Origin of the sequence: Ochrobactrum chromiisoli, assembly GCF_026241335.1 — a bacterium.
Classification (GTDB): Bacteria; Pseudomonadota; Alphaproteobacteria; order Rhizobiales; family Rhizobiaceae; genus Brucella; species Brucella chromiisoli.
In genome coordinates, this window is the sequence record NZ_JAPHAV010000001.1 from 538,270 (window position 1) to 563,109 (window position 24,840).

A 24,840-nucleotide genomic window follows, 5' to 3' on the forward strand; every position below is an offset into this window, starting at 1 on the left:
GGAATTATTCTGCTGCCACTTGCTGATCAGGAACAGAGCCAAGCACGTCGATCTTACCCGTAACAGCTGCGGAAATAAGTGCAGAGCGACGTTCAAGCAACAATTTAATTGCTGCTTCCGATTGATCCAATATTTCCTTAGTCCTTTGGATTTCCGTATGAATTTTATCAACTATTATTAGCTGCTCTTGTAGAGGAGGTACAACTAAACAAAAAGCCTTGAATTGATCCTGTGATAGGTTTTGCATACTCGAACTTGTTCCCGCACAAGCAATATGAACTTGCGCTCTGTATTCGAGCGTGAGCGTCCATAGATGAATAAAAGCTGCCGAAGCATCACAAAATTGAATTTGCCAAAGGCGATCTGGTAAAAATATGTTCGACAGATTTTCTATTGATAATCCTGCTGCTCCTACGAGATCCGGCGTATTCATTCTACTCACGATAAGCGAGTCAGATATCACTGGGCAAGATACCCTCGGGTATTCTTCAGGTATTATTGTTTTATTTTCTGATGGATTAAATTCGCCGCTATAAACGCAACTAGTTTTTAATACACCCAATTCATTTTCAGTAGCAGGTGTATCGATAGCGTTAACACTCGTTCCAGACAAAATAGACTTGATTAAGTGCCGAAGCTGCTTGACTTCCCAATGCTCTGGCACGTCACCTAGCCATTCCACACCGGACGACTTCAGTTTAACATTCGGATCGAGTCCTTTGGTAACCGCATGAGAAATGACCGCTTGACGTTTTTCCTTGAGCAGTTTGATCATGCGTTTTTGCTCGTTGACCAAGGCGTCGATTTTGGCTGTCTCACGGTCGAGGAACGTTGCAATCGCGTTTTGCTCGACGAGTGGTGGAAGCACCAATGGAAGCCATTTCACATCAGAGTACTTCATCGACTGACGAAGTCCTCCGCCCATTGAATACAAAACTTTGGATTGATCGTACGAGCGTAGCAGATAGTTAAGGAAGTTGGACGAGACGCCGGAGGGGCATATTGCGACATATGCAGAGGTAATAATTCCCTGCTGCTGTACACGAGCAGAACGTAAGCTTCGTTTATCATTCTGAAGATCAGTCAGCCGAAGAACAATATCATCTTGGTGAACAACCTGATAGGTTTCAAACGATTGAGGCAGCAGCCCGTCATTAGACGATATGTCCTTTGTTATAATTTTTCCATAACTTAATGAAAGTAGATTGTCTTCTTTCATCCCTGTATTGGGCTCTTTTCTTTCCGCTGCAACGCTGAACAAAGGTACAACTGACCAATGAGATGGAATAGAACCAATCCATGGGACATTTATTTCGCAATAATCTCTGTGAGGCGCAATCGTCATGCTGAAAGCCCCCCGATCATCTCAAGGATCCGCCCAGTGACCAACTTCAGATCAGCATCGATATCGTCTAATGAACGCGGTGGCTCGAACACATAGAAGTGCCGATTGAACGGGATTTCGTAGCCGACCTTGGTCTTCTCATGGTCAATCCAAGCGCCTTTCGCAAAGGGCAGCACTTCCCGCTTGAAGTAGTCTTCGACATCTTCCGAAAGCGGAACATTCTCAGTGTCACGTAAGGCCGCATTTGGCTGTAGAGCGCCTTTGTGCTTTCCTCTGGTTCCGACTATAGGCTTGCCGTCATCGTCGCATAGGGGGCGCTCTACGGTGATTGTACGATAGCCGAATGCATCGTTAGGGAAGATCTTGGAGATAGGCGCTAACTTGACCTTTCCACCTTCTGGGACATCAGGTTCCTGCTCACCATCTCTGACAATCTGTCTGCCTATTTCTTTGCCACCGGCATCGAATATCGTCGCCAACCTTGCCTCTTCAAAGCTTCCAAACAGCTTTGTCACCTCAGCAATGTCCGTCTCGCTCATTTCCTTGCGCTTGGACCCGAGGCTCTTTCTCATCTTCTGCCAAAGGCTTGACGCATCGATGAGCTGGGTTTTGCCCTTGCGATGAGATGGCTTGCGATTTGAAAGGATCCAGACGTATGTCGAAATACCTGTGTTGTAGAACATGTCGGTCGGCAGCGCGATGATCGCTTCGACAAGATCATTCTCAAGCACATAACGGCGAATTTCACTTTCACCGCTGCCAGCACCGCCAGTGAACAGAGGAGAACCGTTAAGGACAATGCCAAAGCGGCTACCACCTTCTGACGCTGGTCGCATCTTCGACAGCAAGTGCATCAGGAACAGCAGAGAACCATCGGAAACCCTTGGTAGCCCCGGGCCAAACCTTCCGTTGAACCCTTGGGCCTCGTGTTCCTTGCGGACTTCTTTCTCCACCTTCTTCCATTCAACACCAAATGGCGGATTGGAAAGCATGTAATCGAACTTGGAATTTGTATGACCGTCATCAGAAAGCGTATTGCCGGGAATTATGTTGCTGACGTCTTGACCTTTGATCAGCATGTCAGCTTTGCAGATGGCGTAGCTTTCGTCATTCAGCTCCTGACCGTTCATGATCAAACGAGCATGGGGGTTGTGCTCACTGAGATACTCATCGGCCACCGAAAGCATGCCTCCCGTTCCAGCAGTCGGGTCATAAATGCTGCGAACGATACCGGGCTTACTGAGGATCTGATCATCCTCGACAAACAGAAGGTGAACCATAAGCCGAATGACTTCGCGTGGCGTAAAGTGTTCACCAGCCGTTTCGTTGGAGAGTTCCGAGAACTTCCGAATGAGCTCTTCAAAGATCAGCCCCATCTGCATGTTACTAACGTGATCAGGATGCAGATCAATCTTGGTGAACTTCTCAGTTACCTGATAAAGCAGCCCAGCTTTGGCCAAGCGGTCAATCTGAGTGTGGAATTGGAAACGCTCGAAGATATCCCGTACAGCTGGAGAGAAGGCTTGTATGTAGGTGTAAAGGTTCGCAGCGATATTGTCCTGATCACCCATCAGCGTCTTCATATCGAGCTCTGACGTGTTGTAGAACGTCTGCCCAGCTTTGCGCAGCAGGAACGGAACAGGATTGATGCCGAGTTTCTCTTTTTCAGCGAACTCAGCAAGCACGTCAGCTTTGGTACTGGCAAGAACGCAATCAATGCGGCGCAGCACGGTGAATGGCAATATCACCTTTCCATAGTCTGCTTGCTTATAATCGCCGCGCAATAGATCAGCTACTGACCAGATGAACGCTGAAAGTGCCTGTTGGTTCATTCGAATGATTTCCCCGAGAATGCCTTACTGGACAACCTATGGCTGACGGGTCAGATGCAATCAAGCAAATTTAACAGCGGCTTCAACTGCCTGACCATCTTGACCATAGTTGCACTTAAAGTCAGCTGCGATGTACCACGACGAGCAATAATTACGCTTTCTGACCTGATGATATACGAGCATTCAATCGGGTTTTCTTTGGGTGAGCCGCAATTGATACCTTGGGTCAATTCTACGTTCGTAGGTCGACCCCAAGCATGCTGTTGCAGACGTGCAAAGCTGAATGACGTTAATGAGCAGAATATTAAGAATGCGAAGCACAATAATGATATGATTGTAATCGTGAATTCGGTTCAAATTCGTATCGAATGATTACCGAATATGACATTACGTAAATATTGATATGTTTTATTAATTTCTCTTCTCGAGGAAGAGCGAAGCGATAATCAAATAAAAGGAACAGGCTCAGGGTAAACTCATACAATGGTAAGATGGTCTTACCGAACAATGAGATCAACCTGAGGAAAACCCTAATTAATAGGTCTTCGCTTCTCGCTCCAAAGTCTCTTCGCCTTAAGGGTCTTCAGTCAAGTCGAGCAAAGCGAGGACCAACGAGAGGTTCCACTATAGTTATAGCGGAATGGTTTACGCTGATCCCCGCATTTCCGGGCTTTTTCGTCGATAACGCTTTGAGCAGTTACAGCGGGATGGTTTACGCTGCGATTTGCATTATAGTTTTCTCGTCGTCATCTTTCCATGATCCCTTGATAGGCCAGTCCGTCAATCGGGGTGGCAAGTTCGCTAGACGTTTACCTACGGCCTGTTTGCTGCATCCAAGCTGATTTCCGATTTCGGATAGTGAAAGCCCCGCCGCTCTTAGCTTCTCGACTTCGGTTTCCGTCTGGTTCGTTGCCTCGAGGTTGGTGACGATGAGCACCATTCCATCAGGCAGAATCAAATCATAGAACAACGTGGGCTGGTCCTTGGGTCGTTTCTGGTAAACCGTCCCATAACACTTTCTGATGGCGACCTCGGTCAATCTGTGCCGCTTTCCCGTGTGTTCCACGATCCCCAGCAGTTTCAGGCGGCGCATCAGGTCGGCTGTAGTCGTCCCGATCATATTCGCAAAGTCGCTGTAGGACTTAGTGCCGTCGTGCCACCGTCCGGTGTGATCCCGAACTTCACCAAGGACAGTGCTGGCGCAGCGCAAATCATTCATCGTGCGTTTCATGAGCGCACCTCATTCGGCGCTACAGATGTTATCGAACTGCTATCGCTGATGGGCTGCGTGTCATCGCCGAAGAAAGCTGCACGTTCACGCACGGCTCGTTTGCTTTTGGCTTCCAAGGCAGCAGTCTTTCGCTTGGCGATTTCCATGCCATAGGAAATGAACCCGGTCGGATAGACGATTTCCCAGAGTGTCCTGATGGTCTTCGGCGGTGTTTCCCTGAAGCGGCTGCGTTCCATCTTACCGTTGCGCCACTGGTATTGCGCTTCACGCGGATTGAGGCGCAAAAGCATGCGGATGGTCTGGAACCGGAAACCATCGTCATATTTCCAGAAACGGGGATCGTCCTGATACCAAAAGCCCATGGCGATCAGCAGGACACCAATGGTTTCGGCGTTCTGTTCCCGGTCAAGCGACAGGATGGCCCGATAAGCCTGCATTTCGTAGTTGATAAATGGCTTGCCTTGATTGGCCCGATCAATGAACCTCTCGGCGTCCCTCACGATACGCCTCCAAGCGTCACTGATGACAGCCTGAGCTTTGCCCTGATGGTTGCTCGTTAGGAAAGCGTAAATTTCCGCGATGTACGGCCTCAGGTCAGCTTTCTTGATACCGATCTGGTATGGATGCCCATGACGGGCGAGATTTCGTTTATGTTTTTCACAGTACGAACTATACCCGTATGCCTTCTTGCAGCATCCGTTGGCCTTGCATGCTCTCATAATAAATTCTTTTCATCATTATTGCTCTGGTCTCCTTTCAGGCGCTTAGGCCTACTATCGTTTCCGTACCTAGACCTACAGGCACGGGCGTGGACATATTTGAATGCTCCGGCGTCAGCGTGTCCGAAGCAAGGGAACTGTATATGTGGGCTGTAAAAACGCAAGAAGATTTTTAAAAAGGATAAGTGAATTCAAATACTTGGTCACAAAATCCGTTAACCCCCAATAAAAAAGCTCTAGTGCGGATCATTTGATTTCTCGGCAAAATTTGTGTGTATTCGTCACAGAATTTGTCACAAGGTCAGAATATCCGCCCATGAAAAAAGTTATTCAGGTGCGAGATCACGCTGGCGAAATTTACACGTTGATTGTCCATTGTTGCCGTTAGCTATTCGCCTGACCGGATCACATACCCCATTTGGCAAGCATAGCTTCTGCTGCTGCCGGATCGCTCTTTATTCGGATAACGGTTTGCCGAGTTAAATTTGTAGCTCTGGCAATCTCTGACGTACCACCATCGTTCGACAGCATATCCTGAATGACCGTCAGCTGTTCACGATTATAACTCGGCTTCCTTCCGAGATAGACCTTGCTGTTTCCAGATCTGGCTGCGGCAATTCCTGCCTTCTGAGCTTCTTTAGTGGCCTCAGCTTGCGCCTGTGCAGTTGCTGCCATGAACGCAATCAGCGCGTCTCTTACAGCCATTTGAATCGGGTCCTGTGTTGAGCCATCGAATGTCATGCCGTTTATGACTGTGCGGATAATTACGCCCAGGCGCATGAAATGCCGTATGGTATCCGTAACGTCCTGATAATTGCGCCCGAGACGGTCCACCCAACGGACGACCAAAGTGTCACCTCTTCTTAGCATGTCGAACAGGCGCTTGCCTTCTGGTCGATTGGCCATCGTCGTATTAATGCCCGATACTCCGTGATCGGCAATCACCTGATCAATAATGAACCCAGCCGCTTCTGCCTGTGTCTTCTGGTGGCCGATGTTCTGTTCGTCTGTCGATACACGGGCATAAAGGATGGTCTGCATTTCATTGTCCATTAGTGTACGTTGAAGTTATGTACATATGGATATGTGTACGTATGTTGAATGTCAACTCTTGCGTACATGTTGATAGCCATTAATTCACCTGTACGCTGTGGTATAGCCATACGGACATTTGCTTTAATGAGTGATCTTGGGAGGGGCGGCCCCTTACCGACGATTTCATTTAAAGCGAAATCTATGGACGAAGGGGACCTCCCATGATCGCGATATATTCATGTGATAGCTGAGGCGTCTCACGGTGGCTGAGCGGGGCTTAAAAGAGTGGGTAGGAGGGGGGGATACTCCAATCTTGATCTATTTGATCGGGTGCTCGAAAATTTATCGCAAAATATACCTGAATATTTTGAGGACCAACGATCTTAACAAACCAGCCTGATATTAATCACTAATCTTGCCCACAACCTTTCCGAGATGGGAGAGGCGCTTTGCCATTTCTTGAACAGTCATCACTGTTTGAGCCGGAGGCAGAACAATTGCTTTTTTAGATGCTTCGCGTCGTTTAGTCTTGTCTTCAAGCCGTTCTGCCGAGGTTGATGGTTTCTCATTGAACATCAATCTCAAAAGAAAATAGACCAGCCGCGGTGTCCATAACGAGCCTGAGGCTGTTTTATAGCCCTGCTCATTGAGACGATGAGAAACATCCCTTGGTTTACGAATCCCTTCTCGGGCATATATTTTTACGACTGGCTCTAATTTACTGAAGAGGTCTGAAAGCGAAACGCGCTTGTTATTGAAGTGCACCATTTCCGCCTCAGTAAGGTCCGATAAATGATTATTGGGATGGTTGGGTTTCGGCTGCTTGTGTAGGTTTCGCTTCGCTTTAGTCGAAGCCTTTGCGATGAGCCGTAAGTCCTTTGAGAGCGTTTCTCGGGGTGAGGCTTTGTCCGTAAATTGCTTGCCGATTATCTCGACAGATTTGGGTTTGGGGGCTTGCTTTTTAACAATGGTCAGGACTTTTTCGGCCGTCTCAGTTTTTTGTGTGACGTCCGGTTGGACTAGCTTTGCACCTGCCACGAAATGCATTGGCAACAGGGTCAGGGGATCAATGAACGAAATCTCATTGCCTTTGACGGATACGAAACCGCCAGCCTCAAACATAGGCGCTTCCGAATAACACGAGAATCGGAACTTCTCGTTTGTCTCAGAATCTAAGAATTCGCCTTCGACCAAATTCTCTTCACCAAAACGACTGACCGCCGAAATGATAACTAGCGACCACTCCGCGCTGCTTCTCTGGCCGAATAAACGGTAACTCGAGAGACCGGCTACGCTCGCAGCGTTAAGAAGTTCCTTAATTTCCCCTTTTTTGCGCCGAGTTGGGCGAGTTGTGGGGATGGAGTGGGAGGGAATAGATCGTCTTGGATTATCCGTACATTCGTGTTTTGGCCAAGGAGGGCCAAGATCGTTGAAATAGACTCGGCTTCCCGCAGCGTTGGCATAAAAAAACACGGGAGCCCCACAACAGGGACAACGTGCATTGGAATTAATGTAGCATCCCGCGACTGAGCCAGCGCCAGACTTTTTAAGAGTTAGCCGAGCAGTTCGCTCCTCAAAACTCTGCTCGTAATTCGCGAGTGTTGCCTTTGAACGACCATTGTTTACACACCATCCGCAAGTGCAATGAGGATAGTGATTATTGCCCGTCATGCTCGCCCCCGATTTACTATTTGTTCAAAAGTCTTTTTCCGTTCAAGGTAGCGTATGAGTGGAGGACGTGTCTACTTCGGGCGTCGATGTTGCGCACCCGAATATGCGTTTAGTGTATTCAAAATTAGGTGGCCGTAAAAATTTTAATAGGCTTGTGAACTAGACCCGCCGGTGGTACACAGACTGTATTGGTCACGAAGAAATTCTTAGTTTTTTCAGTGTCTTGCGATAAGAGGTCGAAAATTCAATCCTCTCTCGCAGCACCAGTCTTTTCCATAACAGAGTCAAAAGTTTAGCGTTTTCCGTGGCTTCCATCAGTGTGGATTGCGATTGAATCGTGCTTTGGCTATGGTTTTTAGGCGATGGCGGATGAGGGGCTCTTGAAACAAAAAGCTTCTGATGCTTGGCCGGACCGGTTTAGAATTCCAGAAGAGGCTTTGGCGTGAAAAGGCGCGGCTCACTGAGCTAGGCATCTCCGATATCGGTAAGAGTCAAGAATTTGCGCAGTCTACAGGGTGGGCTTTGAAAACAATCAAAGTTTATCACACGGGATGGGGCAGTTTGTCCTGGGGCAATTCTAGGTGTTAGAGGCGAGCTAAAGCGTATCCGGGGGGCACAATAACCTCAACTTATAAAATTCATCCATTTCAATTTCTTAGATGAAATATCTGGCGGAGAGAGCGGGATTCGAACCCGCGATACGGTTCCCCGTATACACACTTTCCAGGCGTGCGCCTTCAACCACTCGGCCACCTCTCCGTCTTTTGCTGTCTTGAAATCCGCAACTGCGGTAAGAACTCTTGCAAAAAGCACACCGCTCTTCAAATCAGGCATTGGTTCGTTGCCAAAACAGCTGGTGCGGCGCGCAATATAGCCAGAATACGCATATGTTCAACTGCTATTTGCCAGTTTTTGCTTTAATTTGTCCGGAACCGCTGGATCTAAACGTAAATTTACGCAAGTCTCTGTTTTATAAGGATATAATTCAATCAAAAACTTGTGCTTTGTTTAAGTCTGCTCCCTCTGTCCGCTTTATGTTATGATGAAGCAATGCTTTACGCAGAGGATTGATGGTATCAAGCACGCATTTTTGCATGATGAAACTGGGTAAAATCAAAGGCAGAGAATCGTGTTTCGTTTTGTTTTGCGCAGTTTTGCGGTCGTGTTTCTGGCGTTGGCAGTGATCTTCGCTGTTCTGGATGGTGCACGTTCGGTTGGTGCGTCGGAATGGGTCGTCAAACCGCTTCTGGATATATGGGCGCGCGGTGCGCCTGAAAGCTTGGGGGATGCAGAAGCCTTCATGACGCATTATATAGGGGCTGCGGGCTGGGACACTGTCTTCGTTCCCGTGCTTGAGCAGCCTGGTTGGTTGGTTTTTGGTGTTCTTGCGCTGCTTTTTTACCTGGCCGGTTATCGTCGCAAAAAGCCCTTTGGCAGTTTCAGCGCGCGCTGAAATGCATTTCAGGAGATGTTAAATGAGTTTGCTGGATAGCTATCGTAAGAAGGTCGAGATGCCTTCAAAACAAGACGCTTTGCCCGGTCGCGATGCAGCGCTCGCTACAGCCTCTGTGCATTTTGTATCTCAAAAGCCGCTGAAAGGCCCATGGCCCGCAGGTTTGAAACAGGTCATGTTTGGCATGGGTTGTTTCTGGGGTGCAGAGCGGCTTTTCTGGCAGGTGCCGGGTGTCTATGTGACGGCGGTTGGTTATGCCGGTGGAATAACGCCCAACCCAACTTATGAGGAAACCTGTACGGGTTTGACCGGCCATGCTGAAGTTGTTCTTGTGGTTTATGATCCGAAGGCGGTGAGCCTCGGTGCTTTGCTGACACTGTTTTGGGAAGAGCACGATCCAACGCAGGGTATGCGACAGGGCAATGATATCGGCACAACATATCGCTCGGTGATCTACACGTTCGATGAGACGGATCGTGAAGCGGTTGAGAAGAGCCGGGATGCCTATCAGGCAGCTTTGTCTGCGCGCGGTCTTGGCCTGATTACAACTGAAATTGCAGATGCTCCAACATTCTATTATGCGGAGGATTATCATCAGCAGTATCTGGCCAAGAACCCGAATGGTTATTGCGGCTTGCGCGGAACAGGTGTGAGCTGTCCGATACCGGCGGCATCATAAGAATGAAAATCGATCGCGCAGTTAAACCTGCGCGATTTTCTTATGGAGGATCAGCATGCCTTCATTTTCGCCGGAGAGTGTCTCAAAATCATCCCAGGCCATTTTGCGATAAAGATCAGGCTTGCTGGTATAGAGATAGGCTTCACCATAGCCCAGCTCCTGCGCTGCCGCTTCAATCGAGGCCATCAGTGCCTTGGCAACGCCGCGCCCACGAAACGCGGGTGCAACCAGGACACTTGCAACCCATGGTTTGAGGTGAGGGTGACTGTCAAGATCACTATGGATCAACAGGACAAAGCCCGCGAGTTCTCCATTCCATAAAGCTGCACGCGCCGTCTGACCGTCGGCCGAATGGATAATTTGCTGCAAGGCTGAAGCAACTTGCTCTTCGGTTGCACCCGCCGCTTGTCCCCACTCTTTGTGGTTCCATTTGGCACAGGTGGCAACAAGATCATTGCGATCTTCGAGTGTGATGATTTCAATCATGGCTTTACCAGTGTGGAGGCTTGGTGATCGGGATTTCGGGTGCTGTCTGTTCTTCGAGTGTCAGGAAACGGTCCGTCAGGGCCAAGTGTTTTTTATTCAGCCGGTCGATCGCTTTCCATTGTTCGGCAAGGACCGCAGACAGCTCTTCAATCGTCTTTTCCTGTTCGGCGACCCGAATTTCGAGTTCTGTCAGGCGGGCTTCGGTAGACATGATTGATGTTCCATCTTTGTGATGCTGAGATGATAAAAAATCCGCGCTGGCCACTCAATACCAATTGTCGAGCGGCCACAACGCGGATTCGTTTCTTGCTTATCGTAAGGTTTGAAACTTACTTCGTGCCATACATGCGATCACCGGCATCGCCGAGGCCAGGGATGATATAGCCCTTTTCATCAAGGCTGTCGTCGATGGAGGCGGTGAAGACATCCACGTCTGGGTGCGCTGTGGTAAAACGCTCAATGCCTTCGGGCGCTGCCAGCAGGCAGAGGAAGCGGATATTGGTTGCGCCGCGCTCTTTCAGCTTGTCGATGGCTGCGATGGCTGAATGGCCGGTCGCAAGCATTGGATCGACCACGATGATGAGGCGGTTAACGATGTCTTCGGGTGCCTTGAAGTAATATTCGATTGGCTGAAGTGTATCGTGATCGCGATAAAGGCCGATATGCGCCACGCGTGCGGCTGGCACCAGATCCAGCATGCCTTCGAGAAGGCCGTTGCCTGCGCGCAGGATGGAGGCGAAAACCAGCTTTTTGCCTTCGAGGATCGGCGCTTCCATTGGCATCATCGGGGTGTCGATGTGCATGGTGGTCAGTTCGAGATCGCGCGTCACCTCATAGCAAAGCAGCAGCGATATTTCTTTCAGCAGGCGCCGGAAGCTCGCGGTCGAAGTTTCGCGCTTGCGCATAATGGTAAGCTTGTGCTGGACAAGCGGATGGCTGACGACATTAACGCCCATGTTGTTTCCACTTTTCTTGTTATCGTTTTTCACTTTAACGGCGAATAGTGCCGGAGAAAACGCGTGGCAGGCGCGCACGCACAGTTTTCTATGTCTTTTAACATTTTGCACAGATGCGCAAGTGGAGATCACAAAAGGGGTATCGGCTTACGGTCTGTGCTTGTATCGTCCGGTACAAGCTTTATATGCATCAGGCAAACGGAAAGCGAAGATCGTCTTCGTTTCGCATACGAACCGGCAGGATAGTTATGAGCCAGCAGAACGGCAATGCAGACCGCGTGGGTGCACAAGGTGGCATGGAACATTCATTCGGCTTCAAAGCAGTCGATGAAGATGTCAAGCAGGGACTGGTCAACGAGGTTTTCCATAAGGTTGCCAAGCGTTACGATGTAATGAACGATCTGATGTCCGCTGGCATGCATCGTGTCTGGAAAGATGCGATGATCAGCTGGCTTTCGCCTTCCAGGCGTCCGGGCTGGACTTCGCTCGATGTTGCCGGTGGTACGGGCGATATCGCGTTCCGCATTGTTGAAGCTTCAGGCCGTCAGGCCCATGTCACCATTCTCGATATCAACGGTTCGATGCTTGGTGTCGGGCGCGAGCGCGCCATCAAGAAGGGACTTGCCGACAATCTCGAATTTGTTGAAGCCAGTGCGGAAGAACTGCCGTTTGAAGATGCAAGCTTCGATGCTTACACCATTTCATTCGGCATCCGGAATGTGCCGCATATCGACAAAGCGCTGTCTGAAGCCTATCGCGTATTGAAGCCGGGCGGGCGTTTTATGTGCCTCGAATTTTCCGAAGTCGAACTTCCTTTGCTTGATAAAATTTACGACCAGTGGTCGTTTCAGGCGATTCCGCGCATTGGCAAGATGATTACGGGTGATGCCGATTCCTACCACTATCTCGTAGAATCAATCCGCAAGTTTCCAAAACAGGAAGATTTTGCGCGGATGATTCGCGAGGCTGGTTTCGAGCGTGTCAGCTATCGTAATTTCACCGGCGGCATTGCTGCACTTCATTCCGGCTGGAAGCTCTGAGACCGACATGAGCAATATTTCTGCGGCCCTAAGGTTGATGCGTGCTGGCTGGATCATGGCGCGCGAAGGCGTGTTGAGCGCACTGCCTGTTGATGATGCGGCGGGTTTGCCTGCATTGGGGCATAAGTTTGCCAAAGTGCTGGCGCGCAAGCGTGCGAAAGATGCCCCGCGTTCAGAGCGCATTTCGCGGGCAATGAACAAGCTTGGTCCTTCTTATGTGAAATTGGGTCAGTTTCTGGCCACGCGTCCGGATATTGTCGGCAAGGATGTAGCCGCCGATTTGGAGCTATTGCAGGATCGGCTTGATTATTTTCCACAAGCTGAGGCAGTTTCTGCCATTGAAGCCTCTCTTGGCCGCAAGATTGATGATCTTTATGTAAGTTTTGATGCGCCGATTGCGGCGGCGTCCATGGCACAGGTCCATCCGGCCTATGTGATGAAAGATGGCGCACCGCACAAGGTTGCCGTCAAGGTGATCCGTCCGGGTGTCCGTCAGCGTTTTGCGCGCGATCTTGAAAGCTTTTTCATGGTCGCCCGAATGCAGGAGCGGCATGTGCCGTTCACGCGCCGTCTGCGCCCGGTTCAGGTGGTGGAAACACTGCACCAGACGACGCGCATCGAGATGGATCTGCGGCTTGAGGCGGCAGCACTTTCCGAGATTGCCGAAAATATCAAGGATGATGCAGGCTTTCGTGTTCCGAATGTCGATTGGGAGCGGACGGGCCGCGATGTTCTGACACTTGAATGGATCGATGGCATCAAGATGTCCGACATCGACGCATTGCGGGGTGCCGGTTTTGATCTCAAGAAGCTTGGCGAAACGCTGATCCAGTCTTTCCTGCGTCATACGTTGCGTGATGGTTTTTTCCATGCCGATATGCATCCGGGCAATCTGTTCGTCGATCCGCAGGGCGTCATTGTCGCCGTGGATTTCGGCATTACCGGGCGGCTCAACAAGCAGCAGCGGCGTTTTTTGGCCGAGATCCTCTATGGCTTCATCACCCGCGATTATATGCGCGTTGCGGAAGTGCATTTTGAAGCGGGGTATGTGCCGCATACGCATGATGTGGCAAGCTTTGCGCAGGCAATCCGCGCTATTGGCGAGCCAATCCATGGACAGCCTGCCGAAACCATTTCCATGGCAAAGCTGCTGACGCTTCTGTTTGAAGTGACTGAGTTGTTTGACATGGAAACACGGCCTGAGCTTCTGATGCTACAGAAGACGATGGTGGTGGTGGAAGGTGTTTCGCGCACGCTTGATCCGCATTTCAATATGTGGAAAGCGGCAGAACCTGTCGTTGGCGACTGGATACGCAAAAATCTTGGGCCACAGGGCATGTTGTTGGATGCAAAGGACAGCGCCTATGCGCTGCTCCATTTCACCCGCAAAACGCCGGAACTGGTCGCAAGAATGGATCGTGCGTCTGCGGCGCTTGATGCGATGGCCGCAAATGGTCTGCGCTTCGACAATGCGACCGCAGAAGCCATTGGTAAGGCCGAAGCACGGCATTCGCGCTGGGGACGTATCGCGCAGATTGTGATGGCAATTTCATTGGCTGCGATAGCGCTTAAGCTCTATATTGAGCTTTAATTCAACTGAATGTTGATTATTCGTAAGAATAGTGATTTCATTGATTGCACTGAAATTGATCCGGTGCAATCAAATGGCCAGCATTACAATCCGCAATCTTGATGATGCCGCGAAAGAACGGCTGCGTGTGAGAGCCGCCCAGAACGGCCGCTCCATGGAAGAAGAAGCAAGGCTTCTTCTTGGCGGTTTGGAAGAGGCAAAGCCGGTTGCTGTTGTTTCTTCACCGATTGCCGGTTCATTGCGCGATAAGCGTATTCTTCTCATCATCAGCGGTGGGATTGCAGCTTACAAAACACCGGATCTCATTCGTCGCCTGCGCGAGCGCGGTGCCCATGTGCGCCCGTTGATGACAGATGCAGCGCAACAATTCGTGACGCCACTAACCATTGGCGCAGTTGCTGCCGATCATGTGTTTACGGATCTTTTCTCGCGCGAAGATGAGCAGGATGTCGGCCATATCCGCCTTGCGCGTGATGCCGATCTGATCGTGGTTGCACCGGCAACGGCTGGGCTTATGGCGAAGATGGCCAATGGTTTTGCGGACGATCTCGCGAGTGCCGCGCTCCTCGCACGTAAAATTCCGGTGCTGGTGGCGCCTGCCATGAACCCTGCCATGTGGGACAATGCCGCGACCCGGCGCAACCGCCTGACACTGGAAAAAGACGGCGTACATTTCATCGGCCCTGAAAAGGGTGAGATGGCGGAAAGCGGAGAGGCGGGCACAGGCCGCATGAGCGAGCCGCTGACAATTGTCGCGGCAATAGAAAATCTGCTTGCACCACAGCCAAAGCCGCTTGCAGGCAAAGTGATCGTTATGACCTCCGGCCCGACCCATGAGCCGATTGATCCGGTGCGCTACATCGCCAACCGTTCCTCAGGCAAGCAGGGCCATGCCATTGCGAGCGCATTAGTGCAGTTGGGCGCAACCGTGCATCTGGTGTCTGGTCCGGTCACGATCCCCGACCCGCAGGGCGTCAATGTCATCCATGTCGAGACCGCGCGCGAAATGCAGGCAGCGGTCGAAAAGCATCTTCCTGCTGATGCGGCAGTGATGGTCGCAGCCGTTGCCGATTGGCGGACAGTCAATGCTGCGGATCAGAAGATCAAAAAACAGCCGGGCGAGGGTGCACCAACGCTCAGCATGGTTGAGAACCCGGATATTCTGGCGGGTGTGGGCCATAGCGACAAGCGCCCCGGTCTTGTGGTGGGCTTTGCTGCGGAAACGCAGGACGTTCTCGCCAATGCTACTCGCAAGCTCGACAAGAAAGGCGCCGACTGGATCGTTGCCAATGATGTGTCTGGCGATGTGATGGGTGGTGATCACAACCGTGTGCGTATCTTAAGCCACGCTGGCATTGAAGAATGGCCGGACATGAGCAAGGAGCACGTGGCCCGAAACCTTGCAGAAAAAATTGCAGCCGCACTTCTTGAAACAAAAAACTGATTTTTTGATGCGGGGCATGTCACATTCCCATGCAGCTATCTCGTCCTGATGGTGAACGACAAGATATTGGTCGGCATCTAGGAGAAAAATCATGGAACAGAGACTTGCCCCTTACACTTTCGCACCGCAGATCATGCAGGCAATGGTGGAGCTGGAAAAGCGTGTTGCTGCATCAGGGCTTGAATATAGCCTTTATGAGCTGGTGAAAATCCGCGCTTCGCAGATCAATGGCTGCGCCTATTGTATCTATATGCATACGGCTGATGCGCGGAAGGCTGGCGAAACCGAAGAGCGCCTCTATCTGGTTGCTGCATGGCGTGAATCCCCGCTTTATACTGCGCGGGAGCGGGCGGCACTTGGCTGGACAGAGGCGCTGACCCTGTTGGCGCAGACGGGCGCACCGGATAAGGATTTTGATGCTTTGAAAGCGCATTTCTCAGACGAAGAGATCGTCAATCTGACCCTGCTGATTACCACCATTAATGCATGGAACCGCATTGCCGTTGGCTTTCGTCTCGTTCATCCGGTCAAAACCGATGCAACCCTCGCCTGAGCTTGCGATAAATGATACGGATGTGTTCGAGGCCTTGCGGCCTCGGCTCATTCGCATTGCCTATCGTATGGTTGGCACCCATGCCGAAGCCGAAGACATTGTGCAGGATGCATGGTTGCGCTGGAGTGCTGCGGATCGGGCAACCATCCGTGAGCCGCAGGGCTGGCTCACGCGCGTGGTCAGCCGTCTAGCGCTCGACCATCTGAAATCTGCCCGTGTGCGGCGCGAGACTTATCCCGGCACATGGTTGCCTGAACCCCTTGTCGAGCATGAGGAAGATCACAGCGATGACATCACGCTGACACTGATGTTGGCGCTCGACCGTCTGTCGCCGCTGGAGCGGGCAGCATTTCTCTTGCATGACGTGTTCGATATGGGTTTTGACGAGGTTGCGCGCGTGCTTGATCGCGATGCTGTGGCCTGTCGCCAGTTGGCTAGCCGCGCACGCAGCCATGTCCGGCAGGAGAAGACACGGTTCTCCATGCCCGAGGATCGTGGGCGCACACTTGCCGAGGCTTTCTTTCAGGCGTCCCGCAGCGGTGACATGACGGCGCTGAAAGGTCTTCTCGCGGAAGATGTCGTGATGTATTCCGATGGCGGCGGTATCCGCAATGCGGCGCTGAACCCGATATATGGGCGTGAAAAGATTATGCGGCTTTATGAAGGGATCGCTCGAAAGGCTTGTGGGCAGGTGCCTGCCATCCATCATTTCGCGCTGTTTGATGGTTTGCCCGGCCATATGAGCCTTGAAGCAGATGGTTTGCCGCAAGTGGCAGCTCTTCAGATCGAAGCCGGGCTAGTCCAAACGATCTATCTGATCCGAAATCCGCAGAAGCTGACGCATCTGCGGATGGAGTAAGGGGTTGATCAGGCTTTATCGCGCACCTGATAATCCTTGATCGTGTCAAAGCGGATTGCCTTCCAACGCTCGGCTTCATAGTTGAGCGAGAAGCCGTTCTGCGCGAGAAATACCGGATCATTGTCGAGATCATGCGCAATGTCGGCGCGGTGTGCGGCAATGAAGCGGTCGAGTTCTGCCGGATCATCTGCCGAAATCCAACGGCAAATCGAGAAACGCGACATTTCAAAGCCAACGGGCAGAGAATATTCGATCTTGAGACGTTCGGTCAGAACATCAATTTGCAGCGCGCCAACCACGCCGACAATTGCCGGTGAACCATCATCCGGCACGAAGAGCTGCACGACGCCTTCTTCCGCCATCTGCTGAAGCGCTTCACGCAGTTTCTTTGCCTTCATTGCATCATCAAGCCGGACGCGGCGCAGGATTTCCGGTGCGAAGTTTGGCACGCCGCGGAACAGGATATCTTCCCCCTCGGTCAGCGTGTCGCCAATACGCAATGTGCCATGGTTCGGGATGCCCACAACATCGCCCGCAAAGGCTTCGTCAGCAATCTGGCGGGAGCGTGCAAAGAAGAATTGCGGCGCAGACAGGCTCATCGGCTTGCCTGTACGCACCAGCTTGGCCTTCATGCCGCGTGACAGCTTGCCCGAACAGACGCGCAGGAAGGCAATACGGTCACGGTGGTTCGGGTCCATATTGGCCTGAATTTTGAACACAAAGCCGGTCATCTTGTCTTCGGTCGCACCGACCATGCGGGTGTCGGCCTGCTGATCGCGTGGGGAAGGGCCGAAGTCGCAGAAGGCTTCGATCAGATCGCGCACGCCGTAATTTTTGAGTGCCGAACCGAAATAAACCGGCGTCATGTGGCCTTCACGGAAGGACGCAAGATCAAACGGGCGGCAGACGCCGCGCGCAAGTTCCACACTTTCAATCCATGCTTCGCGTTCATTTTCAGGCAGAAGCTTCGCGGCTTCTTCCGGTCCGCTGACCTTGGTGGGGTGCTCTTCGGCATCTTTCTGGCGCACGGTATCGTTGTGTAGGTCATAAGTGCCGGCAAAGCTTTTGCCCGAACCGATAGGCCAGGTGATCGGCGCTGTATCAAGCGCCAGCTTTTCTTCAATTTCATCAAGGATTTCGAGTGGATCGCGTGCTTCGCGGTCCATCTTGTTGATGAAGGTGACAATTGGAATGTCACGCATACGGCACACTTCAAAGAGCTTCAGCGTGCGTGGTTCAATGCCCTTTGCGGCATCGATGACCATGACGGCAGAATCCACAGCGGTCAGCGTGCGATAGGTGTCGTCGGCAAAATCTTCGTGGCCCGGCGTATCGAGCAGGTTGAAGATGCAATCCTTATACTCAAATGTCATTACCGAAGTGACAACGGAGATACCGCGGTCGCGTTCGATGTTCATCCAGTCCGAACGGGTCTGGATGCGATCCTTTTTGGCTTTCACTTCACCGGCGAGCTGGATGGCGCCACCAAACAGCAGCAGCTTTTCGGTCAGCGTGGTTTTACCAGCATCCGGGTGCGCGATGATCGCGAAGGTACGGCGCTTTGAAACAGGATGATCAGCGGGCATGAAGAAACTCGTAATGGCAAAGGGTGGGCGGCGCGACACGCAGCTGCGAAGATTGTGCGCAGCATCTAGCAGTCCTTGATGAAAAGGTCGAGTTGAAATGAAAAAGCGGCGTGGGATACGCCGCTTTTGAGGCTTTCGCGTTCAGATTTTAGCGCTTGATGCCAAGACCGAAAGCAATGAACGACCAGCCCTGGAAGATCAGATCGATTGCGAGAAAAAGGCCGAGAATGAACAGGCTATTGACCGGCCACTGAAATGCGATGACCAATCCGGCAAGTGCGGTGACAACGCCTGCCGCAACAATCCAGCCCCAACCGGCGGCAGGTTTTGACTGAAAGCCCATCCAGATACGGAAAATACCTGCACCGAGAAGGGCTGCTGCAAGCAGGAATGTCAGAACGCCAGCGGCCAGAATTGGATTGATAAAGGCAACGATTCCAGCTGCGGCATAGAGCAGACCACTCAAGAGCCAGAAGAAAAAGCTTCCCCAGCTTTTCACGCCGAATGCGTGGATGATTTCAATCACACCCGCAGTCAGCATCATAATGCCAACGTAATAAACGGAGACGACCGTTGCCAGAACGAGATTGCCGAACGCAATGCCACCAAGAATGAGCAATGCAACGCCAAGTGCGACAAACCAGCCCCATTTGGACGAAAGTTCGCTCGGAAGATTTGCCGGATTAAAATTACTCTGAGTTGTTGCCATGTGATGTCCCTCTAATTTCCAGTCCCGCCGCTAATATAAAGGAAAACATTCGGTTGAACAGTGGTCCTAAAAGAGTTTGGGCAGATCGAGAAAACATTGTTGGCTGATCGGCGGTTCCACTATATCTCTTGGCTGTTGCGTTGATTTATGGGGTAAGGTCAGGTCATGTTTGATATTCTTTCGCACTATTGGCCACATATCCTCGCCGCCGTGTCCATAATCCTGGGCACGATAGCTGCCATCCATGCAACGCTTACCAAAGACGAGGTGCGCACTGCGCTTGGCTGGGTTGGTGTTATTGTGCTTTCGCCGATCGTTGGAGCGGTCGTGTATGCCTTGGCGGGCGTCAACCGCATCAGGCGTAGCACGCTTGGCCATCAGCGCGACATGGGCAATATCGCGCTTTATCACCTGTCGCATTTCGATACGACCAATGATCGTGTTCGTGCAGCCTTTGGCCAACAATTTGGCGCGATGAAAATTCTCGGCGACACCGTCAGCCTTTATGATTTCACCAGTGGCAACACCATTCAAATGCTGGAAACCGGCGACGAAGCCTATGCGCAAATGCTTGAAGCCATTGGCAAAGCCGAGCGCAGCATTATGCTCGAAACCTATATTTTTGATCGCGATGCCATTGGCCAGCAATTTGCCGATGCTCTGGAGAATGCGGTTAAACGGGGTGTGGAAGTTCGCGTTCTGGTCGATGCAGTCGGTGCGCGCTATTCCATTCCAAGCATTGTCGGCCTTTTGAAGCAAAAAAATATCGCCGTTGATGTGTTCAATGGCAACATCATCATGGGGCTGCGTCTGCCTTATGCGAATTTGCGCACACACCGTAAGATACTGATCATTGACGGCAAGCTTGCCTTTACCGGCGGCATGAATATTCGCGGTGCTTTCGTGCAGGCCATTGCTGGCGACGCGGTGGCCTTTGACACGCATTTTCGCGTCGAAGGCCCGGCGATCGCTGATTTGTTTCATGTGGCTTCCGAGGATTGGCGCTTTGCAACGGGCGAGTTGCTGACGGGTGACGCATGGAGCATTGCCGCGCCCAAGGATCCGCCTGGAACGGGCAAGCTTATCCGCATTGTCGGGTCGGGGCCGGACAAGAATATTGAAACCAACCATCGCATGATGATGGGTGCGTTTTCGGTTGCACAGGAGCATATCCTGATTATGTCACCCTATCTTCTGCCGGATCGTGAATTGATCAGTGCGCTGGTCACAGCGGCACGACGTGGCGTATCGGTCGATGTGGTTGTGCCGGGTGTCAATAATCTCAAGCTGGTGGATCGTGCCATGCGTGCACAGTTCGATCAGCTGCTTCAGGGCGGCTGCCGCATCTGGCGCGCGGGCGGCGCTTTCAATCACTCCAAGCTCATGACCATTGATAGCGCCTGGTCTTATGTCGGTTCATCCAATCTGGATGCGCGTTCGCTTCGGCTGAATTTTGAGATCGATATGGAAATTCTGGATCGGGACATAGCCCTTCAGGTAGAAGAAAGAATCGGAAAAGCGATCGAAACCAGCCGTGAAGTGAACCTTGCGCGCCTCAAAAGTCGCCCATTTTATGAGCGGCTGATTGATCGTATTATTTGGCTCGGGTCGCCTTATCTTTAGAGCATTTCCAGCAAAAGTGCGTAGCGGTTTTGCGTAGGATAATGCGTGAGCAAAAGAGCATTTCCAGCAAAAGTGCGTAGCGGTTTTGCGTAGGATAATGCGTGAGCAAAAGAGCATTTCCAGCAAAAGTGCGCAGCGGTTTTGCGCAGGATAATGCGTGAGCAAAAGAGCATTTCCAGCAAAAGTGCGTAGCGGCTTTTGCGCAGGATAATGCGTGAGCAAAAGAGCATTTCCAGCAAAAGTGCGTAGCGGTTTTGCGCGGAATAATGCGTGAAAACAACAGGCAAAGCATTTTCAATGCTTCAATCGAAACAGGAAACACTTTAGGTCTCAAGAGTAGAATTGCTGGTCAGCAGTGACGGGTTGAATTCTTCCAGAAGGTGTGTGGCTGTCTTGAGGTCAAGATGGGCTTTGATTGGCAGATGATCCGATGCGATGCGTGCAAGCGGCGTGTTGTGCACTTCTACAGATGTCACCAGATTATGCGGCGTTCCCAGAACGCGATCCAGTGCAAAGACCGGAAAACGCGAGGGGAAGCTTGGCACGGCGGTCGCGACATGGTTGAAGGTCGGCATCAATGAGGCCAGCGATGAACGTTTGCCGATACGCCATTCATTGAGATCGCCAATCAACAGCGTCGGCAGCGTATCGGCTTCCTGCAAGGCGGAGAGGATGCTTTCGGCCTGCTGTTCGCGCGACCGTTTCAAAAGTCCCAAATGGGCCGCGATGACCCGCAACGGACCTGTGGCAAATTGCAGATCGGCAACCAGTGCACCGCGCGGTTCTACGCCGGGCAGCGATAATTGCCGGACATTGCGCACCACACCTTCGCGAAACAGCAACACATTGCCATGCCAGCCATGGCCTTTGGGCATGGTTGAGGTGATGGGGACCGGCACAAGGCCGTGCCGCTTTTCGAGCAGGCCGAGATCAAGCAGGCCCGAGCGCTCACCAAAGCGCTTGTCGGCCTCCTGCAATGCAATCACATCGGCATCAATTTCACTGATAACATCGGCCGTACGCTGTGGATCAAAGATCTTATCGACACCAATGCATTTGTGCACATTATAGGACGCAATCACAATGTCGCCCTCAGCGACATTGGCATGAGGCGGTCGGAATCCGGGCCTGTTGCGGATTGCGGTCAATATCTTCTTTGAAATGCGACCTGGGTCTTTTTTCTTCTGCACCCGTGACTGCCTCGTTGTTTGCCGGATTTTGAACAATTCTCATATAAATAGGGCATTTTACAGTTTGAACAGTATCTGTTTTCTATCTTGTGATGAAGCGAATGATACGGTCCGTGAGGCCGGAGTAGGGCGGCTTGATCAAATCGGTGGGCGCTGGCGCATATTTTGTCAGCACCGGCATGGCCTTTGAGAATGTCAAAAAGCCATCCCTGCCATGATAATGGCCCATGCCACTGTGGCCAACCCCGCCAAAAGGCAGATCACCGCAAGCAAAATGGTAGAGCGTGTCGTTAATGCAGACACCGCCTGCAACCACGTGTGAAAGCACGGCTTCGATTTCAGCTGTGTTGTCGCTGAAACAATAAAGCGCCAGTGGACGCTCCTGTGCGAGCATAATGGCAATGGCCTCATCAATGGAGCGATAGCTCAGAACGGGCAGCAGCGGGCCGAAAATTTCCTCATTCATGATCGCGCTGTCGGCGTGGGGTTCAAGAATGAGCGCAGGCGTCATCGCTCGCGTATGGCTTTGTGTGGGAGATGTTTCAAGAAGCGGAATAATGGCTTCGCTTTTGTCCTTCGCATCTTCGAGCAGACCGGAAAGGCGCGCATATTGCATGTCATTGATGATTGTCGTGCGATCGGCGGATGCTGAATATCCCGTATAGCGCTTTTGCGTTTCTTCACGCATTAAGGCCACAAACGCATCGCGCTTGCTGTGATGGATCAGCACATAATCTGGCGCTATGCAGGTTTGGCCTGCATTGAAATATTTGCCGGTGGCAATGGATGCCGCAGCCCGCTTGAGATTGGCGCTGTCACTGACAATTGCTGGCGATTTTCCACCAAGCTCAAGCGTGACCGGCGTGAGGTTTTCAGCGGCGGCTTTCATGATTTTTCGGCCTACAGCCGTCGAGCCGGTAAAAAGTAAATGATCAAAGGGCAGAGCGGAGAAAGCCGCTGACAATTTGGCATCCCCCAGCGCAACCGCTGCTCTTTCTGGAGCAAAGACGTCGCCAATCAGCCGGCGTAAAAATGCGGCGGTCTGAGGCGTGTGCTCGGAGGGTTTGAGAAAGACGTGATTTCCGGCAGCAATCGCTGCCACAAGCGGCGCCAGTGCCAGATTGACCGGATAGTTCCACGGCGAAATAATACCGACCACGCCAAGCGGCACAAAACGCACCTCCGCTTTCGCAGGCCATAATTTCCAGCCGGCCTTGCGGCGCTGCGGCTTCATCCAGCGTTTGAGATGATGGATGGTCTCGTCAATTTCGGCGAAAACAACACTTGCTTCGCCCAGCAAGGTTTCGTGCACAGATCTGTGTCCGAAATCCGCACTGACAGCCTTTGCCATATCGTCAAGGCGTTCATGGAGAGTTTTGCGCAGAAGGCGCAAATCATCCACGCGCTGCTCATAGGCGGGGCGATGGCTGATCCAGTTTTGTCGCAAGCGCTCAAAGGTGGTCTGCAATTGCTGCGGCTGCGATAGGGCTTGATCAGCGTTCATAGGCAAAATTCTCAGTTGAGCGGGCAAAAAGGAATTGCGCCACATAATAGGTGCCAAGAACCCAGAGTCCAGAAAGCGGAATGGGTGTGTGGAAGCGGTTAAAGGCAAGCAATGTATCACTTAACATGAAGAATAACCCGCCAGCCGCTGCAAGCCACGCACTGTAATGCGCGATGGTTTCAGACGCGGTTGAGAGTGCGCGGCTGAAAGCCTGCGCGCCCATAAGGCCAATTGCGCCTGCATAAATCACAACAGGTATTTTTAACGCGCCTGGTATGCCCGTCCACAAACCGGCAATGATAGCGATTGAAAGCGCGGCGAAGACAATGAGAACGCGTTTATGCTGAGTAAAATGCGCTTTGCGGCACAGAGCATAAATATAGATGCAATGGGTTATGAAAAAGCAGATCAGACCGGCCAGAAAATAATCGCCGGGAAGCATAAGGAAAAAATCACCGGCTGCGGCAAAGGCGAGGCCCGTTGCAATGGCAAAGCCATAAGCCTTTGAAATCAGGCGCGGGGCATTGAGGATCGCACACAGCAGAAGCAGTGTTGCCGTCGGCTTGGTGAGATAATGCACAGAGCGCCAGAAGCTGCTGTCACCATGCTGGCTCACCACGCTGCTGAGAACGGCACATGCGGCGCATACGAAAAACAGCCGGTAAAATACGCCCTGTCGTCCAAAAGATATGAGCCCTTTGCGGCGCATCTTTTCCCTCCTCCTTTTGCCGTGTCAGGTTAATTTGATCTGTGTTCTTTATGTCTTGGTTCGGTTGAATTCCCGGCCTCCCGCCGACGTTTTCGACCGATGCGTTCGGCGTGCGTCGATAGCTCTGCATTGCCTTCCAAATCGGATTGCAGAATGAGCTTATGTTGTTTCAGCCAACGGATCATTTCGCCGAATTCGAGATCATAGGCTGGCTGGTCCATTGGGTCTCTCCACAAATCATGTCGTGCAGGCAAAGGATGCGCGGAGTTGATGCATGTGGCAAGCTCCAAAGCTTTGCGGTGCGCTTGAGGATAAAGCGTGTAAACAAATGCGGGAATATTTCCAACAACGCAATCAAAGCGGGAAATGGCCCTCAAGGGAGCGCCTTCAAAATGATGTGGGGGTGATGCTTCAATGTCACAGCGCATGGGCGGGTCATAGCCCCCTTTCTGCGCTTGAGCTGCGGGTGGTGATGCTTCAATGTTTCGGGCTTTTTGCAAACCGCTGATCGGATTCTCAAATAAATTCAATTCATAATAGCAATTCTTATTTTAGCATGTAAAAACATAGTAACTATTATTTATTGGTATATATATGAAGAATATTAGATATAGCTAGCAATTTT

Annotated in this window: 23 protein-coding genes and 1 tRNA gene; 9 read left to right on the forward strand and 15 right to left on the reverse strand. The window is 51.5% G+C overall.

What is annotated here, in order from left to right:
- Nucleotides 1-4: 4 nt before the first annotated feature.
- From OPR82_RS02575 to OPR82_RS02605, 7 genes are all read right to left on the reverse strand, one after another.
- Nucleotides 5-1,345, reverse strand: coding sequence for a restriction endonuclease subunit S domain-containing protein (locus OPR82_RS02575; protein ID WP_265982835.1), 1,341 nt, complete (start codon nucleotides 1,343-1,345; stop codon nucleotides 5-7).
- Complete coding sequence (locus tag OPR82_RS02580) at nucleotides 1,342-3,177, reverse strand: type I restriction-modification system subunit M (RefSeq protein WP_265982836.1); 1,836 nt, start codon at nucleotides 3,175-3,177, stop codon at nucleotides 1,342-1,344. Before OPR82_RS02580 ends, OPR82_RS02575 begins: the two co-directional genes overlap by 4 nt.
- A 712-nt stretch (nucleotides 3,178-3,889) precedes the next feature.
- The gene (locus tag OPR82_RS02585; protein ID WP_265982837.1) at nucleotides 3,890-4,408 is read right to left on the reverse strand and encodes a hypothetical protein; all 519 of its coding nucleotides are present in this window, start codon (nucleotides 4,406-4,408) and stop codon (nucleotides 3,890-3,892) included.
- Complete coding sequence (locus tag OPR82_RS02590; protein WP_265982838.1) at nucleotides 4,405-4,908, reverse strand: hypothetical protein; 504 nt, start codon at nucleotides 4,906-4,908, stop codon at nucleotides 4,405-4,407. The genes OPR82_RS02585 and OPR82_RS02590 overlap by 4 nt, the downstream gene beginning before the upstream one ends.
- Nucleotides 4,909-5,532: 624 nt before the next feature.
- Nucleotides 5,533-6,168, reverse strand: a complete 636-nt coding sequence (locus OPR82_RS02595; RefSeq protein ID WP_265982839.1) for a recombinase family protein — start codon at nucleotides 6,166-6,168, stop codon at nucleotides 5,533-5,535.
- 396 nt (nucleotides 6,169-6,564) lie between these two features.
- Entirely contained in the window at nucleotides 6,565-7,635 is a 1,071-nt protein-coding gene (locus tag OPR82_RS02600) for a hypothetical protein (RefSeq protein WP_265982841.1), read from the reverse strand.
- 867 nt (nucleotides 7,636-8,502) lie between these two features.
- Nucleotides 8,503-8,592: transfer RNA gene (locus OPR82_RS02605), tRNA-Ser, on the reverse strand.
- A 370-nt stretch (nucleotides 8,593-8,962) separates the two neighbouring features.
- Here OPR82_RS02605 and OPR82_RS02610 point away from each other — a divergent pair.
- Together OPR82_RS02610 and msrA are read left to right on the forward strand one after the other, a co-directional pair.
- Complete coding sequence (locus OPR82_RS02610; protein ID WP_265982842.1) at nucleotides 8,963-9,286, forward strand: hypothetical protein; 324 nt, start codon at nucleotides 8,963-8,965, stop codon at nucleotides 9,284-9,286.
- A gap of 22 nt (nucleotides 9,287-9,308) precedes the next feature.
- Nucleotides 9,309-9,965, forward strand: a complete 657-nt coding sequence (gene msrA, locus OPR82_RS02615; protein WP_265982844.1) for a peptide-methionine (S)-S-oxide reductase MsrA — start codon at nucleotides 9,309-9,311, stop codon at nucleotides 9,963-9,965.
- Between the two features lie 21 nt (nucleotides 9,966-9,986).
- On the opposite strand, the gene OPR82_RS02620 is transcribed toward msrA, so the two are convergent.
- From OPR82_RS02620 to upp, 3 genes are all read right to left on the reverse strand, one after another.
- Nucleotides 9,987-10,451, reverse strand: a complete 465-nt coding sequence (locus OPR82_RS02620) for a GNAT family N-acetyltransferase (protein ID WP_265982845.1) — start codon at nucleotides 10,449-10,451, stop codon at nucleotides 9,987-9,989.
- Nucleotides 10,452-10,455: 4 nt separating this feature from the next.
- The gene (locus tag OPR82_RS02625) at nucleotides 10,456-10,662 is read right to left on the reverse strand and encodes a SlyX family protein (protein WP_265982846.1); all 207 of its coding nucleotides are present in this window, start codon (nucleotides 10,660-10,662) and stop codon (nucleotides 10,456-10,458) included.
- A 118-nt stretch (nucleotides 10,663-10,780) separates the two neighbouring features.
- Nucleotides 10,781-11,407 (reverse strand): uracil phosphoribosyltransferase, encoded by a 627-nt coding sequence (gene upp / locus OPR82_RS02630; RefSeq protein WP_265982847.1) that lies wholly within the window; start codon nucleotides 11,405-11,407, stop codon nucleotides 10,781-10,783.
- 248 nt (nucleotides 11,408-11,655) lie between these two features.
- On the opposite strand from upp, the gene ubiE reads away from it, so the two are divergent.
- The 5 genes from ubiE (at nucleotide 11,656) to OPR82_RS02655 (ending at nucleotide 16,894) form a co-directional block, all read left to right on the forward strand.
- Nucleotides 11,656-12,447 (forward strand): bifunctional demethylmenaquinone methyltransferase/2-methoxy-6-polyprenyl-1,4-benzoquinol methylase UbiE, encoded by a 792-nt coding sequence (gene ubiE / locus OPR82_RS02635; protein WP_265982849.1) that lies wholly within the window; start codon nucleotides 11,656-11,658, stop codon nucleotides 12,445-12,447.
- Nucleotides 12,448-12,454: 7 nt separating this feature from the next.
- Complete coding sequence (gene ubiB, locus OPR82_RS02640; RefSeq protein WP_265982850.1) at nucleotides 12,455-14,038, forward strand: 2-polyprenylphenol 6-hydroxylase; 1,584 nt, start codon at nucleotides 12,455-12,457, stop codon at nucleotides 14,036-14,038.
- Between the two features lie 73 nt (nucleotides 14,039-14,111).
- Nucleotides 14,112-15,482, forward strand: coding sequence for a bifunctional phosphopantothenoylcysteine decarboxylase/phosphopantothenate--cysteine ligase CoaBC (gene coaBC / locus OPR82_RS02645; protein ID WP_265982851.1), 1,371 nt, complete (start codon nucleotides 14,112-14,114; stop codon nucleotides 15,480-15,482).
- Between the two features lie 91 nt (nucleotides 15,483-15,573).
- Nucleotides 15,574-16,035, forward strand: coding sequence for a carboxymuconolactone decarboxylase family protein (locus tag OPR82_RS02650; protein WP_265982853.1), 462 nt, complete (start codon nucleotides 15,574-15,576; stop codon nucleotides 16,033-16,035).
- A complete protein-coding gene (locus OPR82_RS02655; protein WP_265982854.1) occupies nucleotides 16,019-16,894 on the forward strand; it encodes a sigma-70 family RNA polymerase sigma factor in 876 nt (291 codons plus the stop codon). The genes OPR82_RS02650 and OPR82_RS02655 overlap by 17 nt, the downstream gene beginning before the upstream one ends.
- Before the next feature lie 8 nt (nucleotides 16,895-16,902).
- Here OPR82_RS02655 and OPR82_RS02660 read toward each other — a convergent pair whose 3' ends face one another.
- Entirely contained in the window at nucleotides 16,903-18,480 is a 1,578-nt protein-coding gene (locus OPR82_RS02660) for a peptide chain release factor 3 (protein ID WP_265982855.1), read from the reverse strand.
- A gap of 148 nt (nucleotides 18,481-18,628) precedes the next feature.
- Nucleotides 18,629-19,189 (reverse strand): HdeD family acid-resistance protein, encoded by a 561-nt coding sequence (locus tag OPR82_RS02665; RefSeq protein WP_265982856.1) that lies wholly within the window; start codon nucleotides 19,187-19,189, stop codon nucleotides 18,629-18,631.
- A 165-nt stretch (nucleotides 19,190-19,354) separates the two neighbouring features.
- Here OPR82_RS02665 and cls point away from each other — a divergent pair, with 165 nt between their 5' ends.
- Nucleotides 19,355-20,812, forward strand: coding sequence for a cardiolipin synthase (gene cls / locus OPR82_RS02670; protein ID WP_265982857.1), 1,458 nt, complete (start codon nucleotides 19,355-19,357; stop codon nucleotides 20,810-20,812).
- Between the two features lie 323 nt (nucleotides 20,813-21,135).
- Here cls and OPR82_RS02675 read toward each other — a convergent pair whose 3' ends face one another.
- The 3 genes from OPR82_RS02675 to OPR82_RS02685 all read right to left on the reverse strand — a co-directional run bounded on the left by OPR82_RS02675 (nucleotide 21,136) and on the right by OPR82_RS02685 (nucleotide 24,215).
- Complete coding sequence (locus OPR82_RS02675; protein WP_265982858.1) at nucleotides 21,136-22,002, reverse strand: endonuclease/exonuclease/phosphatase family protein; 867 nt, start codon at nucleotides 22,000-22,002, stop codon at nucleotides 21,136-21,138.
- Nucleotides 22,003-22,084: 82 nt separating this feature from the next.
- Nucleotides 22,085-23,506 carry a coniferyl aldehyde dehydrogenase gene (locus OPR82_RS02680; RefSeq protein WP_265982860.1) on the reverse strand — a complete coding sequence of 474 codons (1,422 nt, stop codon included), beginning with the start codon at nucleotides 23,504-23,506 and terminating at the stop codon, nucleotides 22,085-22,087.
- Nucleotides 23,496-24,215 (reverse strand): lysoplasmalogenase, encoded by a 720-nt coding sequence (locus OPR82_RS02685; RefSeq protein WP_265982862.1) that lies wholly within the window; start codon nucleotides 24,213-24,215, stop codon nucleotides 23,496-23,498. Before OPR82_RS02685 ends, OPR82_RS02680 begins: the two co-directional genes overlap by 11 nt.
- Before the next feature lie 274 nt (nucleotides 24,216-24,489).
- Between OPR82_RS02685 and OPR82_RS02690 the strand changes: the two genes are divergently transcribed.
- Nucleotides 24,490-24,723 carry a hypothetical protein gene (locus tag OPR82_RS02690; RefSeq protein ID WP_265982864.1) on the forward strand — a complete coding sequence of 78 codons (234 nt, stop codon included), beginning with the start codon at nucleotides 24,490-24,492 and terminating at the stop codon, nucleotides 24,721-24,723.
- The last annotated feature ends 117 nt before the right edge of the window (nucleotides 24,724-24,840 follow it).

Excerpts from the sequence above, each read along its gene's own strand:
- OPR82_RS02620 (WP_265982845.1), bottom strand. The coding sequence starts at position 10,451 with ATGATTGAAATCATCACACTCGAAGATCGCAATGATCTTGTTGCCACC.
- coaBC (WP_265982851.1), top strand. The coding sequence starts at position 14,112 with ATGGCCAGCATTACAATCCGCAATCTTGATGATGCCGCGAAAGAACGG.
- OPR82_RS02585 (WP_265982837.1), bottom strand. The coding sequence starts at position 4,408 with ATGAAACGCACGATGAATGATTTGCGCTGCGCCAGCACTGTCCTTGGT.
- OPR82_RS02690 (WP_265982864.1), top strand. The coding sequence starts at position 24,490 with ATGTGGCAAGCTCCAAAGCTTTGCGGTGCGCTTGAGGATAAAGCGTGT.
- OPR82_RS02665 (WP_265982856.1), bottom strand. The coding sequence starts at position 19,189 with ATGGCAACAACTCAGAGTAATTTTAATCCGGCAAATCTTCCGAGCGAA.
- OPR82_RS02625 (WP_265982846.1), bottom strand. The coding sequence starts at position 10,662 with ATGTCTACCGAAGCCCGCCTGACAGAACTCGAAATTCGGGTCGCCGAA.
- ubiE (WP_265982849.1), top strand. The coding sequence starts at position 11,656 with ATGAGCCAGCAGAACGGCAATGCAGACCGCGTGGGTGCACAAGGTGGC.
- OPR82_RS02595 (WP_265982839.1), bottom strand. The coding sequence starts at position 6,168 with ATGCAGACCATCCTTTATGCCCGTGTATCGACAGACGAACAGAACATC.
- OPR82_RS02660 (WP_265982855.1), bottom strand. The coding sequence starts at position 18,480 with ATGCCCGCTGATCATCCTGTTTCAAAGCGCCGTACCTTCGCGATCATC.
- OPR82_RS02650 (WP_265982853.1), top strand. The coding sequence starts at position 15,574 with ATGGAACAGAGACTTGCCCCTTACACTTTCGCACCGCAGATCATGCAG.
- OPR82_RS02680 (WP_265982860.1), bottom strand. The coding sequence starts at position 23,506 with ATGAACGCTGATCAAGCCCTATCGCAGCCGCAGCAATTGCAGACCACC.
- OPR82_RS02655 (WP_265982854.1), top strand. The coding sequence starts at position 16,019 with ATGCAACCCTCGCCTGAGCTTGCGATAAATGATACGGATGTGTTCGAG.
- OPR82_RS02685 (WP_265982862.1), bottom strand. The coding sequence starts at position 24,215 with ATGCGCCGCAAAGGGCTCATATCTTTTGGACGACAGGGCGTATTTTAC.
- cls (WP_265982857.1), top strand. The coding sequence starts at position 19,355 with ATGTTTGATATTCTTTCGCACTATTGGCCACATATCCTCGCCGCCGTG.
- OPR82_RS02575 (WP_265982835.1), bottom strand. The coding sequence starts at position 1,345 with ATGACGATTGCGCCTCACAGAGATTATTGCGAAATAAATGTCCCATGG.
- ubiB (WP_265982850.1), top strand. The coding sequence starts at position 12,455 with ATGAGCAATATTTCTGCGGCCCTAAGGTTGATGCGTGCTGGCTGGATC.
- upp (WP_265982847.1), bottom strand. The coding sequence starts at position 11,407 with ATGGGCGTTAATGTCGTCAGCCATCCGCTTGTCCAGCACAAGCTTACC.
- OPR82_RS02580 (WP_265982836.1), bottom strand. The coding sequence starts at position 3,177 with ATGAACCAACAGGCACTTTCAGCGTTCATCTGGTCAGTAGCTGATCTA.
- msrA (WP_265982844.1), top strand. The coding sequence starts at position 9,309 with ATGAGTTTGCTGGATAGCTATCGTAAGAAGGTCGAGATGCCTTCAAAA.